The 14,283-nt window shown below is 58.0% G+C and carries 14 protein-coding genes, 1 tRNA gene and 1 pseudogene; all 16 read left to right on the top strand.

The window, feature by feature from the left end; translation table 11 throughout:
- Nucleotides 1–129: 129 nt before the first annotated feature.
- A pseudogene (locus B9Z45_RS05615) lies at nt 130–540 on the top strand (aminotransferase class I/II-fold pyridoxal phosphate-dependent enzyme); the annotation flags it as partial.
- Nucleotides 541–802: 262 nt separating this feature from the next.
- On the top strand, nt 803–1,069 hold the full coding sequence (gene rpsO, locus B9Z45_RS05610) for a 30S ribosomal protein S15 (RefSeq protein WP_019428565.1): 267 nt from the start codon (nt 803–805) through the stop codon (nt 1,067–1,069).
- 209 nt (nt 1,070–1,278) lie between these two features.
- Nucleotides 1,279–3,390 carry a polyribonucleotide nucleotidyltransferase gene (pnp, locus tag B9Z45_RS05605; protein ID WP_108406243.1) on the top strand — a complete coding sequence of 704 codons (2,112 nt, stop codon included), beginning with the start codon at nt 1,279–1,281 and terminating at the stop codon, nt 3,388–3,390.
- Between the two features lie 60 nt (nt 3,391–3,450).
- Nucleotides 3,451–4,461: an NAD(P)H-quinone oxidoreductase gene (locus B9Z45_RS05600; protein ID WP_108406242.1), complete on the top strand. Its 1,011-nt coding sequence runs from the start codon at nt 3,451–3,453 to the stop codon at nt 4,459–4,461.
- A gap of 5 nt (nt 4,462–4,466) precedes the next feature.
- The gene (gene tpiA, locus B9Z45_RS05595) at nt 4,467–5,213 is read left to right on the top strand and encodes a triose-phosphate isomerase (protein ID WP_370445811.1); all 747 of its coding nucleotides are present in this window, start codon (nt 4,467–4,469) and stop codon (nt 5,211–5,213) included.
- A 38-nt stretch (nt 5,214–5,251) separates the two neighbouring features.
- A complete protein-coding gene (secG, locus tag B9Z45_RS05590; RefSeq protein ID WP_108406240.1) occupies nt 5,252–5,647 on the top strand; it encodes a preprotein translocase subunit SecG in 396 nt (131 codons plus the stop codon).
- Between the two features lie 143 nt (nt 5,648–5,790).
- Nucleotides 5,791–5,875: transfer RNA gene (locus B9Z45_RS05585), tRNA-Leu, on the top strand.
- 65 nt (nt 5,876–5,940) lie between these two features.
- Nucleotides 5,941–6,300: an NADH-quinone oxidoreductase subunit A gene (locus B9Z45_RS05580; RefSeq protein WP_108406239.1), complete on the top strand. Its 360-nt coding sequence runs from the start codon at nt 5,941–5,943 to the stop codon at nt 6,298–6,300.
- 45 nt (nt 6,301–6,345) lie between these two features.
- Nucleotides 6,346–6,825, top strand: a complete 480-nt coding sequence (locus B9Z45_RS05575; protein WP_108406238.1) for an NADH-quinone oxidoreductase subunit B family protein — start codon at nt 6,346–6,348, stop codon at nt 6,823–6,825.
- Nucleotides 6,826–6,835: 10 nt separating this feature from the next.
- Nucleotides 6,836–7,444, top strand: coding sequence for an NADH-quinone oxidoreductase subunit C (locus tag B9Z45_RS05570; protein ID WP_108406237.1), 609 nt, complete (start codon nt 6,836–6,838; stop codon nt 7,442–7,444).
- A 1-nt stretch (nt 7,445) separates the two neighbouring features.
- Nucleotides 7,446–8,699 (top strand): NADH-quinone oxidoreductase subunit D, encoded by a 1,254-nt coding sequence (locus B9Z45_RS05565; protein ID WP_108406236.1) that lies wholly within the window; start codon nt 7,446–7,448, stop codon nt 8,697–8,699.
- Complete coding sequence (gene nuoE, locus B9Z45_RS05560; protein ID WP_108406235.1) at nt 8,696–9,184, top strand: NADH-quinone oxidoreductase subunit NuoE; 489 nt, start codon at nt 8,696–8,698, stop codon at nt 9,182–9,184. The genes B9Z45_RS05565 and nuoE overlap by 4 nt, the downstream gene beginning before the upstream one ends.
- Nucleotides 9,184–10,560 (top strand): NADH-quinone oxidoreductase subunit NuoF, encoded by a 1,377-nt coding sequence (gene nuoF, locus B9Z45_RS05555; RefSeq protein ID WP_108406234.1) that lies wholly within the window; start codon nt 9,184–9,186, stop codon nt 10,558–10,560. The genes nuoE and nuoF overlap by 1 nt, the downstream gene beginning before the upstream one ends.
- Entirely contained in the window at nt 10,553–12,661 is a 2,109-nt protein-coding gene (gene nuoG / locus B9Z45_RS05550) for an NADH-quinone oxidoreductase subunit NuoG (protein ID WP_108406233.1), read from the top strand. The genes nuoF and nuoG overlap by 8 nt, the downstream gene beginning before the upstream one ends.
- Entirely contained in the window at nt 12,658–13,740 is a 1,083-nt protein-coding gene (gene nuoH / locus B9Z45_RS05545; RefSeq protein ID WP_108406232.1) for an NADH-quinone oxidoreductase subunit NuoH, read from the top strand. The genes nuoG and nuoH overlap by 4 nt, the downstream gene beginning before the upstream one ends.
- 22 nt (nt 13,741–13,762) lie before the next feature.
- Entirely contained in the window at nt 13,763–14,263 is a 501-nt protein-coding gene (nuoI, locus tag B9Z45_RS05540) for an NADH-quinone oxidoreductase subunit NuoI (protein ID WP_370445810.1), read from the top strand.
- The last annotated feature ends 20 nt before the right edge of the window (nt 14,264–14,283 follow it).

The raw sequence follows: 14,283 nt of genomic DNA, 5'->3' as shown, positions 1-14,283 counted from the left end.
CGCATCGTGAAAAGGCTCTCGGTGAAGGTGTCAGCGCCGCGCATCATGTGTCCGTGTAGTTGCTCAACAATTAACGTTTCTCAGGGGCTCGGCGTGGACCTAAACATGGGAGTATTTCAGCAGCCTGATATGGGCAAATTGATCGAGTTCAACACCTCGTGCGCGCCTGTCTTTACCCAGCGGGCAGGCGTGGTGGCTTTGCAAAACACGGCCGACATCACGCCCCGTGTGGTGCAGCACCTCAAAGCTTGTCGAGACACCCTGGTGCCGTTGCTGCAGGCCGTGCAAGGCGTGCAGCTTGCGCCAGCCAAAGGCGGCATGTATGCATTTTTCAGGCTCGAAGGGCACCCTGATGCGGTGGCCACAGCCAAGCGCCTGGTGGCCGAAGCCGGCTTGGGTCTGGCTCCCGGCGAGGCTTTCGCCCCGCAAGCGGCAGGCTGGCTGCGCTGGTGTTTTGCGTCTGAAGACTTGTCCAGGCTGGAGCAGGGGGTGGCCCGTCTGGCATCGTGGTTGAGCCGAAACAAGTCGTCATCCGGCTGACTGGGGCAATTCATCGGGGTCACAGTTAATCGGGGTCAGACCCCATTTATTTAATTGGGATCTGACCCCGATTAACGTTGCTCAATGGGGTGCGCTTGAGTCCTTGGGTGGCCAGCACACCGTGAAAGGCCCGATTGCGGGCTATAATCCGCCTGTTTTGCAATCTGTGAAACGCACGCCCACCGCTTTTCCGGCAGTTGGCGCAAGTCATTAACCCGCTGAAATTCGTCACTGAATCCAAGCGAAACAACAAGGAAATACCATGATTGCATCTTCAATCAAGGCCGAGGTCGTCAAAGCCAACGCACGCGCTGCCAATGACACAGGGTCCCCTGAGGTCCAAGTGGCTTTGCTCACAGCCCGTATCAACGAGCTGACACCTCACTTCAAAACACACGCCAAAGACCATCACGGTCGCCGTGGCCTGCTGCGCATGGTGAGCCGTCGCCGCAAACTGCTGGACTACCTCAAGTCCCGTGATGCTGACCGTTACGTCGCGCTGATCGCCAAACTTGGCCTGCGCAAGTAATCGTCTGTCCAGATGAAAAGCGCCTGAGTTAGGACACTAGCTCAGGCGCTTTATTCTTTTTTCAGTCGGAATTTGCCAGGACGAACCCGCGCTGTGTCATTCCACAAGGCTTCAAGCCAGATGTTTTGTGGAATGGCATCGAGTTCAGAAAGTCATATTTCGGGCCTTCGGTGCAGCCTCATGCGCTTTTGTTTTCAGGAGTACTGAACATGTCTATTTTCAACAAAGTTACCAAAACCTTCCAGTGGGGCCAGCACACGGTCAAGATGGAAACCGGCGAAGTCGCTCGCCAAGCCGGCGGCGCCGTGCTGCTGGACATGGAAGGCACCGTGGTGCTCGCCACTGTGGTGGGTTCCAAGATCGCCAAAGCCGGGCAGGATTTTTTCCCGCTCACTGTGGATTACATTGAAAAAACGTATGCCGCAGGCAAGATCCCTGGCAGCTTTTTCAAGCGCGAAGCCAAGCCCAGCGAACACGAGACCCTGACCAGCCGTCTGATCGACCGCCCGATCCGTCCTTTGTTCCCTGAAGGTTTTTACAACGACGTGCATGTGGTCATCCACACGGTCTCGCTCAATCCTGAAGTCGATGCCGACATCGCTGCGATGATCGCCGTGTCTGCTGCCTTGTCCATCTCGGGCATTCCGTTCAATGGCCCTATTGGCGCGGCTCGTGTGGGTTACATCAACGGCGAATACGTGCTCAACCCAGGCCAGACCCAGCGCAAAGACAGCGTGATGGACCTGGTGGTTGCCGGTACCGAAGCCGCTGTGCTGATGGTGGAATCGGAGGCTCAGCAATTGTCCGAAGAAATCATGTTGGGTGGTGTGGTTTACGGTCACGAGCAATCGGCCATCGCCATTCACGCGATCCATGAATTGGTGCGCGAAGCCGGCAAGCCGGTGTGGGACTGGCAAGCGCCTGCCCGTGACCTGGCTTTCGAAGCCAAACTGGCCACTCTGGCCGAACAAAAGTTGCGCGCCGCATACCAGATCCGCAACAAACAAGCCCGTACACACGCTTGCCGTGAAGCTTATGCTTCGGTCAAAGTGGCACTGGCTGAAGAGGGCGTTGTGTTTGACGGCGTCAAGCTTGATGGCCTGATGTTCGAAATCGAAGCGCGCATTGTGCGCAGCCAGATTCTGGCTGGTGAGCCCCGTATCGACGGCCGTGACACCCGCACTGTGCGCCCCATCGAAATTCGCAACAGTGTGCTGCCCCGCACCCACGGTTCGGCCTTGTTCACACGTGGCGAAACCCAGGCCTTGGTGATCACCACTTTGGGCACTGAGCGCGATGCTCAGCGCATTGACGCTTTGGCTGGCGAGTTCGAAGACCGCTTCATGTTCCATTACAACATGCCTCCCTTTGCCACCGGCGAAGTGGGCCGCATGGGCAGCACCAAGCGCCGCGAAATCGGCCACGGCCGTTTGGCCAAGCGTGCTTTGGCTGCTGTCATGCCTACCAAAGAAGAGTTTCCATACACCATGCGTGTGGTGTCCGAAATCACCGAATCGAACGGTTCTTCGTCCATGGCTTCGGTCTGCGGCGGTTGCTTGTCCATGATGGACGCCGGCGTGCCGATGAAAGCCCACGTGGCCGGTATTGCTATGGGCCTGATCAAGGAAGAGAACCGCTTTGCGGTGCTGACCGACATCCTGGGTGATGAAGATCACTTGGGCGACATGGACTTCAAAGTGGCCGGTACCACCAACGGCATCACCGCTTTGCAGATGGACATCAAGATCCAAGGCATCACCAAAGAGATCATGCAAGTGGCTTTGGCCCAAGCCAAAGAAGCCCGCATGCACATTCTGGGCAAGATGCAAGAAGCGATGAGCGAAGCCAACACGGAAGTGTCCGATTTCGCACCCAAGCTCTTCACCATGAAGATCAACCCCGAAAAAATTCGTGACGTGATCGGCAAGGGTGGTGCCACCATCCGTGCTTTGACCGAGGAAACCGGCTGCCAGATCAACATCTCCGAAGACGGCACGATCACGATCGCCGCCACCGACGGTGACAAGGCCGAGATCGCCAAGCGCCGCATCGAGCAGATCACCGCCGAAGTCGAAATCGGCAAGGTCTACGAAGGCCCGGTCACCAAGATCCTGGACTTCGGCGCTTTGATCAACCTGTTGCCCGGCAAGGACGGCTTGTTGCACATCAGCCAGATCGCCCACGAGCGCGTCGAAAAAGTGACCGACTACTTGAGCGAAGGTCAGATCGTCAAGGTCAAGGTCATGGAAACCGATGAAAAAGGCCGCATCAAACTGTCGATGAAGGCTTTGTTGGACCGTCCTGCCCAGGGTCCTCAATAATCTTCTGAGGTGCTTCCGGGTAGCCAACGCTGCCCGGACTGACCTGTAAAAGGCTGCCCCATGAACGTCATTGAAATTCAAAGCTACGGTGCGCCCGAGGTATTGGTGCCTGGCACCCGTCCTGACCCTGTGGCTGGGGCAGGGGAGTTGCTCATTCGCGTGTCGGCCAGCGGCATCAACCGCCCCGACGTGCTGCAACGCACCGGCAATTACCCCGTGCCACCGGGTGCATCGGACATTCCGGGCCTTGAAGTGGCCGGTGTGGTGGTGTCGGGTGATTTGCAGGCCATGGCCCAAGCGGGCCTGGCTGTGGGTGACCGTGTCTGCGCTCTGGTGGCTGGCGGCGGATATGCGCAACTGTGCGTGGCGCCCATAGAACAATGTTTGCCTGTGCCCCGTGGCCTGAGTGACATCGAGGCTGCATCGCTGCCCGAGACATTTTTTACCGTGTTGAGCAATGTGTTTGACCGCGGGCGTTTGCAAGCGGGCGAGACCTTGCTGATACAGGGTGGCACCAGTGGCATTGGCGTCACGGCCATTCAGATGGCCAAAGCGGCCGGCGCCAAAGTGATCGCCACAGCAGGCTCTGATGACAAATGCCAGGCTTGCCTGGCGCTGGGTGCAGACCACGCCATCAACTACAAAACAACCGATTTCGTGGCCGAAGCCAAACGCCTGACCAATGGTCTGGGTGTGAACGTGATTTTGGACATGGTCGCTGGCGACTATGTGGCGCGCGAAGTCGAGGCCCTGGCCGAAGATGGCCGACTGGTCATCATTGCGGTGCAAGGCGGAGTCAAGAGCGAGTTCAATGCCGGCGTCGTTTTGCGCCGTCGTTTGACGATCACAGGCTCCACGCTGCGGCCGCGGCCGGTGGCATTCAAAGCCGCGATTGCCAAATCTTTGCGTGAGACGGTTTGGCCCTGGATCGAATCAGGCCGCATCAAGCCGGTCATTCACAGTGTCTTTGGTGCTCTGGAGGCCGGTGGTGGCTTGCCATCGGGTGCGGCACAAGCCCATGCCCTGATGGAGACGAACAAGCACGTGGGCAAGTTGGTGGTTACCTGGTGATGTCGATGCGCAGCAAGTTGATGGTCGGCAACTGGAAGATGAATGGCAGCCTGGCTGACAACGCATCCTTGGTGTCCGAGCTGTTGGCGGGCATGGCGGGTGTGCATTGCCGCGCTGCCGTCTGTGTGCCGACGGCCTATCTGGCGCAGTTGCAAAACTTGCTGTCTGGCTCGTCCATTGAGTTGGGCGCGCAAGATGTGTCGGCTCATGATTTCGGACCCTACACGGGCGAAGTATCGGCCAGAATGTTGCAGGATTTTGCGGTACGTTATTGCATCGTGGGGCATTCGGAGCGACGCATGCACCATGCCGAATCGGATGTGCTGGTGGCTGCCAAGGCGCAACGCGCATTGGCTGCCGGCATCACCCCTATCGTATGCTTGGGTGAAAGCCTGGCAGAGCGCGAAGCTGGACAAACCGAGGCCGTGGTCAAGCGCCAGTTGGCGGCCGTGATCCATGCGAACGGCCATTGCATCAGTGAAATCGTGGTGGCTTACGAACCTTTATGGGCCATCGGTACCGGATTGACCGCAACGCCTGACCAGGCGCAACAACTGCACGCCGTGTTGCGTGCACAATTGCAAGCCGCCAGCGCGCATGCGGACAGGGTGTCCATTTTGTACGGTGGCAGCATGACGGCTGCCACTGCAGCCCAATTGCTGGCCCAGCCCGATGTGGATGGTGGCCTGATTGGCGGGGCGGCACTCAAGGCGTCCGAATTTTTGTCCATGTTGGCGATGGCCTCGCGCTGAGTCTTTTGCCAACCTTTTTTTGATTTTTGGAGATACAGATGAGCATGGTGTTGACTTTGATTTTGGTGGTTCAGATGTTGTCGGCGCTGGCCATGATCGGTTTGATTTTGATTCAGCATGGCAAAGGTGCTGACATGGGTGCGGCATTTGGCAGCGGTGGTTCGGGCAGCCTGTTTGGGGCCACGGGCGGCGCTAATTTTCTCTCGCGCACCACGGCCGTTCTGGCAGCGGTGTTTTTTGCGTGTACTTTGTTGTTGGCTTATTTCAGCAACCTCCGACCTACAGCCCCGTCCGGCAGCGTACTGGAGGGCACCACTTTGACAGCGCCTGCTGCGCCAACCACGCCCATTGACAGCAGCCCGGCTGCTCAAATCCCTGGCAACACGCCTGCTGCAAAGCCTGACAACAGCGTGCCACCTGCGCCTGCCAAGTAAGCTGCTGTTCAGCTTTGCTGCTCTGCACAAATTTCCCGGTTTGCGCAATGAATCAGCAGTGTTTTCAGAGTAAACTATGAGATTGTCCGGAGAGCTAAATGCGCCACTCGGTGCACCTCACGCAACCCGGGCAAAAGTATCCAGCCGTCGTGGTGAAATTGGTAGACACGCTATCTTGAGGGGGTAGTGGCGAAAGCTGTGCGAGTTCGAGTCTCGCCGACGGCACCAGACAAACAGAAAAGCCCAGGTTGCAATGCCTGGCCTATTCATTCGGTGATGCCGGTAGTCTAAAAATGAACCTCGATCAATACCTTCCCATTCTCTTGTTCATTTTGGTCGGCATTGCAGTCGGCGTGATTCCCCAGGTTTTGGGCTACATCCTTGGCCCCAACAAACCTGACGCGGAGAAAAATTCCCCTTATGAGTGCGGTTTCGAAGCTTTCGAAGACGCCCGCATGAAGTTCGATGTGCGCTACTACCTGGTGGCCATTTTGTTCATCTTGTTCGATCTGGAAATCGCTTTCCTGTTTCCCTGGGCGATTGCGCTCAAGGAAGTGGGCATGGCCGGTTTTGTGGCCGTGGTGATATTTCTGACCATTCTTGTTGTGGGCTTTGTCTACGAGTGGAAAAAAGGCGCCCTGGACTGGGAATGATCGTTCGCACTGACAACAGCATGCAGTCTGCTTGAGGATTAAAAAATGATTGAAGGCGTGATGAAAGAAGGCTTTATCACCACGAGTTACGACTCGGTGGTGAATTGGGCCAAAACCGGTTCTCTTTGGCCCATGACTTTTGGCCTGGCCTGCTGCGCAGTCGAGATGATGCACTCGGCGGCTGCACGTTACGACTTGGGGCGCTTTGGTGCCGAGGTGTTTCGTGCCAGCCCCCGTCAGGCCGATCTGATGATCGTGGCCGGTACTTTGTGCAACAAGATGGCCCCGGCCCTGCGCAAGGTGTACGACCAGATGTCCGAGCCGCGTTGGGTCATCTCGATGGGTTCCTGTGCCAATGGCGGTGGTTATTACCACTACAGCTATTCCGTGGTGCGCGGTTGTGACCGCATTGTGCCGGTCGATGTGTATGTGCCAGGCTGCCCACCCACAGCGGAGGCGCTGATTTACGGCATCATCCAGTTGCAACAAAAGATTCGCCGTACCCACACGATTGCGCGTGCGTGAAGGGACAAAGATGACCGATTTCGCCATTCGTCCCGCAGACCTGCAAGATACCCTCGCTGCGGCTTTGGGTGACCGGGTTCAACGTATTTCGATTGCTCTGGGTGAGGTCACTGTTCACGTGAACGCGTCCAACTACCTGGGTGTGATGCAAACCCTGCACGTTGCTGCGGGTTGCCAATTTGAACAATTGATCGACCTGGCGGGTGTGGACTACTCCACCTACCGTGACATCGGTGCGGAGGGCCCCCGTTTTGGCGTCACCGTGCATTTGTTGTCGGTCAGTCTGAACCAGCGCGTGCGTGTCAAGGTGCTTTGTCCCGAAGACGACTTGCCTTTGGTGGATTCGGTCAATGACATCTGGAATGCAGCCAACTGGTATGAGCGCGAAGCATTTGACCTGTACGGCATCGTGTTCGAAGGTCACAACGATCTGCGCCGCATTTTGACCGACTACGGGTTCATCGGTCACCCTTTCCGCAAGGACTTCCCGCTGTCGGGGCATGTCGAAATGCGTTACGACGCCGAGCGCAAGCGCGTGATTTACGAGCCAGTGAGCATTGAGCCGCGTGAAATCACACCGCGAATCATCCGCGATGACAACTACGGAGGCCTGAACTGACATGGCCGAAATCAAGAACTACACGCTGAACTTCGGTCCACAGCACCCTGCGGCGCACGGCGTGCTGCGCCTGGTACTGGAGCTGGATGGCGAAGTCGTGCAACGCGCCGACCCGCACATTGGTCTGCTGCACCGTGCCACCGAAAAACTGGCTGAGAGCAAAACCTACATCCAGTCCTTGCCCTATATGGACCGGCTCGACTATGTGTCGATGATGTGCAACGAACACGCGTACTGCCTGGCCATCGAAAAATTGCTGGGCCTTGAAGTGCCCATGCGCGCCCAGTACATCCGCGTGATGTTCTCCGAAATTACCCGGGTACTGAACCACCTCATGTGGCTGGGCTCGCACGGCAACGATTGCGGCAGTTCCACTGTCCTGATCTATACCTTCCGTGAACGCGAAGACTTGTTTGACATGTACGAGGCCGTTTCGGGCGCACGCATGCACGCGGCTTATTTCCGTCCGGGCGGTGTGTACCGCGATTTGCCTGACAGCATGCCGCAATACAAGGTCAGCAAGATCAAGAATGCCAAGGCCATCGAGCGGCTCAACAAGAACCGCAGCGGTTCCTTGCTGGACTTCATCGACGACTTTACCCAGCGCTTTCCCAAGTGCGTGGACGAGTACGAAACCCTGCTGACCGACAACCGCATCTGGAAACAGCGCACGGTCGGAATTGGCGTTGTCTCGCCTGAGCGCGCCCTGAATCTGGGCATGACAGGGCCCATGTTGCGGGGCTCAGGATTTGCCTGGGACTTGCGCAAGAAGCAACCGTACGACGCCTATGGACAGATCGAGTTCGATGTGCCTGTGGGCAAAACCGGTGACAGCTATGACCGTTACCTGGTGCGTGTGCAGGAGATGCGCGAGTCCAATCGCATCATCCAGCAGTGCGTGAAATGGTTGCGTGCCAACGCTGGCCCAGTCATCACCGACAACCACAAGGTCGCGCCGCCTGCTCGTGAAGGCATGAAGTCCAACATGGAAGACTTGATCCACCACTTCAAGCTTTTCACCGAAGGTTTTCACGTACCCGAAGGCGAGGCTTACGCCGCGGTCGAGCACCCCAAAGGGGAGTTCGGCATCTACATCGTCAGCGATGGGGCCAACAAGCCTTACCGCCTGAAAATTCGTGCCCCGGGCTTTGCCCATCTGGCCACCCTCGATGAAATGGCCCGTGGCCATATGCTGGCCGATGCGGTCGCGATCATCGGGACCATGGACATCGTTTTTGGAGAGATTGACCGATGATCTCTGAGTCAACCAAAGCACGCTTTGCGCGTGAAGTCGCCAAGTTCCCTGCGGACCAAAAGCAGTCGGCCGTGATGGCCTGCCTGTCGATCGTGCAGCAAGAACTTGGCTGGGTGAGCCCCGACAGCGAAAAGGTCGTGGCCGAGTTTTTGAGCATGCCCGTGATGGCCGTGCACGAAGTCACCACCTTCTACAACATGTACAACCAAAAGCCGGTGGGCAAGTTCAAGCTGAATGTTTGCACCAACCTGCCTTGTCAGTTGCGTGGTGGTGCCCAGGCTTTGGCGCATCTGGAGCACAAGCTCGGCGTGTCGGTCGGTGAAACCACGGCCGATGGCCTGTTCACCCTGCAGCCCAGCGAATGCCAGGGCGCCTGTGCTGATGCCCCCGTGTTGCTGGTCAACGACCGCCACATGTGCAGCTTCATGAGCCACGAAAAGCTCGACCAACTCGTCGACAGCTTGAAGAAAGCAGAGGCCGCTTGATGAAAGTCGAACAAATCCTGAGCCAGTTCCAGGCCACCGGCGTGGAATCCTGCTTCCACGATCGCCACATCAACCCGCAGATCTATGCGGGTCTGAATGGCAGCAATTGGGGCATCAAAGACTACGAAGCGCGCGGCGGCTATGCGGCCTTGCGCAAGATGCTGGGCAAAGATGGTGGTGAAGGCCTGACGCAAGACCAGGTGATCGCCACCGTCAAGGAATCAGGCCTGAGAGGCCGTGGCGGTGCCGGCTTTCCGACGGGTCTGAAGTGGAGCTTCATGCCCCGGCAGTTCCCGGGCCAAAAGTATTTGGTGTGCAACTCGGACGAAGGCGAGCCGGGCACATGCAAAGACCGCGACATCATGGAGTACAACCCGCACACGGTGATCGAGGGCATGGCCATCGCTGCTTACGCCATGGGCATCAGCGTGGGCTACAACTACATCCACGGCGAAATTTTCCACACCTATGACCGTTTTGAAGTGGCTCTGGAAGAGGCCCGCGCTGCCGGCTATCTGGGCGACAACATCCTGGGCAGTACCTTCAGCTTCCAGTTGCACGCTTCTCATGGTTTTGGTGCTTACATCTGCGGTGAAGAAACGGCTTTGCTGGAATCGCTCGAAGGCAAAAAAGGCCAGCCACGCTTCAAGCCGCCTTTCCCGGCCAGCTTTGGCCTGTATGGCAAGCCGACCACCATTAACAACACCGAAACATTCGCGGCCGTGCCCTGGATCATTCGCAATGGCGGCCATGCCTACCTCGAATGCGGCAAGCCCAATAACGGCGGCACCAAGATCTATTCTGTCAGCGGTGACGTGGAGCACCCCGGTAACTACGAAGTGCCCATGGGCACGCCATTTGCCAAGCTGCTCGAACTCGCCGGTGGCGTGCGCGGTGGCCGCAAGCTCAAGGCCGTCATCCCCGGTGGTTCGTCTTCTCCCGTGGTCCCTGCCGATTTGATGATGAAGCTAACCATGGACTACGACAGCATCGCCAAAGAAGGCGGCTCCATGCTGGGCTCAGGCGCCGTGATCGTGATGGACGAGACGCGTTGCATGGTCAAGGCCCTGGCCCGACTGTCTTACTTTTACTCGCATGAGTCCTGTGGCCAATGCACCCCTTGCCGCGAAGGCACGGGCTGGTTGTGGCGCATGGTGGACCGCATCGAAAACGGCCATGGCCGACCCAGTGACATCGACATGCTGGACAGCGTGGCGGGCAACATCATGGGTCGCACTATTTGCGCCTTGGGCGATGCCGCAGCCATGCCCGTTCGCGGCATGCTCAAGCATTTCCGTCACGAATTTGTACACCTCATCGAGCACAAGACCTCCATGGTCGGTGCCGATACAACAGCGGTGAAGACCCATGGTTGAAATCGAACTCGACGGTCAGAAAGTGGAAGTTGCCGAAGGCAGCATGGTGATGCATGCCGCTGAAAAAGCCGGCACCTACATCCCGCATTTCTGTTATCACAAAAAGCTCTCCATCGCGGCCAACTGCCGCATGTGTCTGGTCGAGGTCGAAAAGGCCCCCAAGCCCATGCCCGCCTGTGCCACCCCGGTGACGCAGGGCATGATCGTGCGCACCAAGAGCGACAAGGCGATTGCCGCCCAAAAGTCGGTCATGGAGTTTTTGCTGATCAACCACCCGCTGGATTGCCCGATCTGCGACCAGGGCGGTGAATGCCAGTTGCAAGATCTGGCTGTCGGTTATGGCGGCACCACATCGCGCTACGAAGAAGAAAAGCGCATGGTGTTCCACAAGGAAGTCGGCCCGCTGATTTCCATGGAAGAGATGAGCCGCTGCATCCACTGCACACGCTGCGTGCGTTTTGGCCAGGAAGTCGCTGGCGCCATGGAGTTGGGCATGTCGCACCGCGGCGAGCATGCCGAGATCGAGACCTTCCTGGGTCAGACGATCGACTCCGAACTGTCGGGCAACATGATTGACATCTGCCCTGTTGGCGCCTTGACCAGCAAGCCCTTCCGCTACCACGCCCGAACCTGGGAGCTCTCGCGCCGCAAGTCGGTGGCAGCCCACGACTCGTCGGGTGCCAACCTGATCGTTCAGGTCAAAAACAACCAGGTCATGCGCATCGTGCCCCTGGAAAACGAAGAAGTCAACGAGTGCTGGATTGCCGACCGTGAGCGGTTCTCTTACGAAGCCCTGAACGGCCCTGACCGCCTGACCCGACCCATGATCAAGCAGGGTGGTGAGTGGAAAGAGGTCGACTGGCAGACCGCTTTGGAATACGTGGCCAATGGCCTGAAAAGCATCCAGCGTGACCACGGTGCCAACAGCATAGGCGCACTGGTCAGCCCGCACAGCACGGTAGAAGAGTTGTCCCTGGCTGGCGCCTTGATGCGCGGTTTGGGTTCTGACAACATCGACCACCGCCTGCGCCATGCCGAGTTTGCCGCAGCCGATGGAGTTCGCACCTTGGGCACCTCGATCGCCTCGCTCTCCACCTTGCAGCGTGTTTTGGTCGTGGGCTCCAACCTGCGCAAAGACCACCCGCTGTTTGCCCTTCGCGTGCGCCACGCCGTGCGTCATGGTGCGCAGTTGAATCTGATCACATCGCCAGCTGCATTCAGCCACGATGACGCCTGGGCCATGCCCGCTTCGCAAACCCTGCTGGGGGAGGCTTCTGCTTGGGCACAAAGCCTGGCCGATGTCGCCGCTGCCATTGCCGCAGACAAAGGTGTTTCAGCGCCGTGCGCAGGAACCGCCACGCCGCAAGCCCAAGCCATCGCCAAGTCTTTGCTGGGCGGTGATCGCAAAGCAGTGCTGCTGGGCAATGCCGCAGCGCACGCAGCGAATGCATCGAGCCTGTTGGCGCTGGCCAACTGGATTGCTGAGCAAACCGGCGCAAGCGTCGGTTACCTGACCGAAGCGGCCAACACCGTGGGCGCCCAGTGGGTGGCTGCACAACCTCAGACGGGTGGCAAGAACGCCGCCCAGATGCTGGCCGGCGGTTTGAAAGCTGCCATATTGCTCAATACCGAACCCGAATTCGACAGCGCTGCGGGTGCTGCCGCTGCCCAGACCCTGGGGCAGGCAGAGATGGTCGTCACGCTCAGCCCCTTCAAGGCCAACATGGCCTTCAGCGATGTCCTGCTGCCGATTGCACCGTTCACTGAAACTTCTGGCTCCTTTGTCAATGCCGAAGGTCGTCTGCAAAGCTTCCATGCCGTGGTCAAGCCTCTGGCTGAAACCCGTCCAGCCTGGAAAGTGCTGCGTGTTTTGGCCAACCTGCTGGACATCCCGGGTGTGTCTTTCGAAACTTCGCAAGAAGTGCTGGCCCACGCAACAGCCAAGCCGCTTGAAGCGTCCAACCGCACGGCAGCCAATATTGACTTGTCCGCTTCAACCGCTGCGCCTGCAGTCGCTTCGATTTACCAACTTGACAGCATGGTTCGCCGCGCGCCGTCCTTGCAGCTGACCGCTGACGCACGCCAGGGGGTGACCGCATGATTGATGCACTGTACAACGGCGGCCTGAATCTGGTGGCCGCCTCATGGTGGGCTGCGATGGTCTGGCCTGTGCTGTGGATTCTCATCAAGATCGTGGCCATCCTGGCGCCACTGATGGGTGCCGTGGCTTACCTGACTCTGTGGGAGCGCAAGTTGCTGGGCTTCATGCAGGTGCGCCATGGTCCTAACCGAGTGGGCCCCATGGGGCTGTTGCAGCCGATCGCTGATGCGCTCAAGTTGCTCACCAAGGAGTTGATCAACCCGACAGCCGCCAGCATGGGTCTGTTCCGTCTGGGGCCGATCATGGCCATCATGCCGGCTCTGGCGGCATGGGTGGCGATTCCTTTTGGTCCTGAAGTCGCGCTGACCAACATCAACGCGGGCTTGCTGCTGGTAATGGCCATCACCTCCATCGAGGTTTATGGCGTGATCATCGCGGGCTGGGCATCGAACTCCAAGTACGCCTTTTTGGGTGCCTTGCGTGCCTCGGCCCAAATGGTCAGTTACGAAATTGCCATGGGCTTTTGCTTCCTCGTCGTTCTGATGGTTTCGGGCAGCATGAATCTGACGGCGATTGTCCTTGAACAAGGCAAGGGCGCTGCCGCCGATATGGGGCTGGGCCTCTTTTCGTGGAATTGGTTGCCGCTGTTTCCGATCTTCATTGTTTACCTGATTTCGGGCGTGGCCGAGACCAACCGTCATCCTTTTGACGTGGTTGAGGGCGAAGCCGAAATCGTGGCAGGTCACATGGTCGAGTACTCCGGCATGGGATTTGCCATCTTCTTCTTGGCCGAATACGCCAGCATGTGGTTGGTGTCGATATTGGCCGTGATCATGTTCCTGGGCGGCTGGTTGTCACCCATAGACAGTGCCTTGTTCAACATGGTGCCTGGCTGGATCTGGCTGGGTCTGAAAACGTTCATGGTTGTTTCCATGTTCATCTGGATTCGTGCAACTTTTCCGCGTTTCCGTTACGACCAGATCATGCGTCTGGGCTGGAAAATTTTTATTCCCGTCACTTTGGTGTGGCTGCTGATCGTCGGCGCGTGGTTGCACTCGCCGTGGAACATCTGGCTTTAAGCGGTTAACGACCATGACAACAATGACTGCTTCTTCTTTCTCGATCAAGGACTTCCTCAAGAGCTTCATGCTTGTGGAGTTGCTCAAGGGCATGGCCCTGACCGGACGCTACGCTTTCGCCCGCAAGGTGACGGTTCAGTTTCCTGAAGAAAAAACCCCGCTTTCGCCCCGTTTTCGTGGCCTGCACGCGCTGCGCCGTTATGACAACGGTGAAGAGCGCTGCATTGCCTGCAAACTGTGTGAGGCGGTTTGCCCCGCGATGGCCATCACCATCGAGGCCGGCCAGCGCGAAGACGGCTCACGCCGCACCACGCGCTACGACATCGACCTGACCAAGTGCATCTTCTGTGGCTTCTGCGAAGAAAGCTGCCCGGTGGACTCGATTGTCGAGACGCATATTTTTGAATACCACGGTGAAAAACGCGGTGACCTTTATTTCACCAAAGACATGCTCCTGGCCGTAGGTGACCGTTACGAAAAAGAGATCGCTGCCGCCAGGGCCGCTGACGCTCCTTACCGTTGAACGCAGCCCAGTCCTGAACA

This window comes from Limnohabitans sp. 2KL-17, assembly GCF_003063415.1.
Classification (GTDB): domain Bacteria; phylum Pseudomonadota; class Gammaproteobacteria; order Burkholderiales; family Burkholderiaceae_C; genus Limnohabitans_A.
This window is presented reverse-complemented; position numbering and strand designations above follow the sequence as displayed.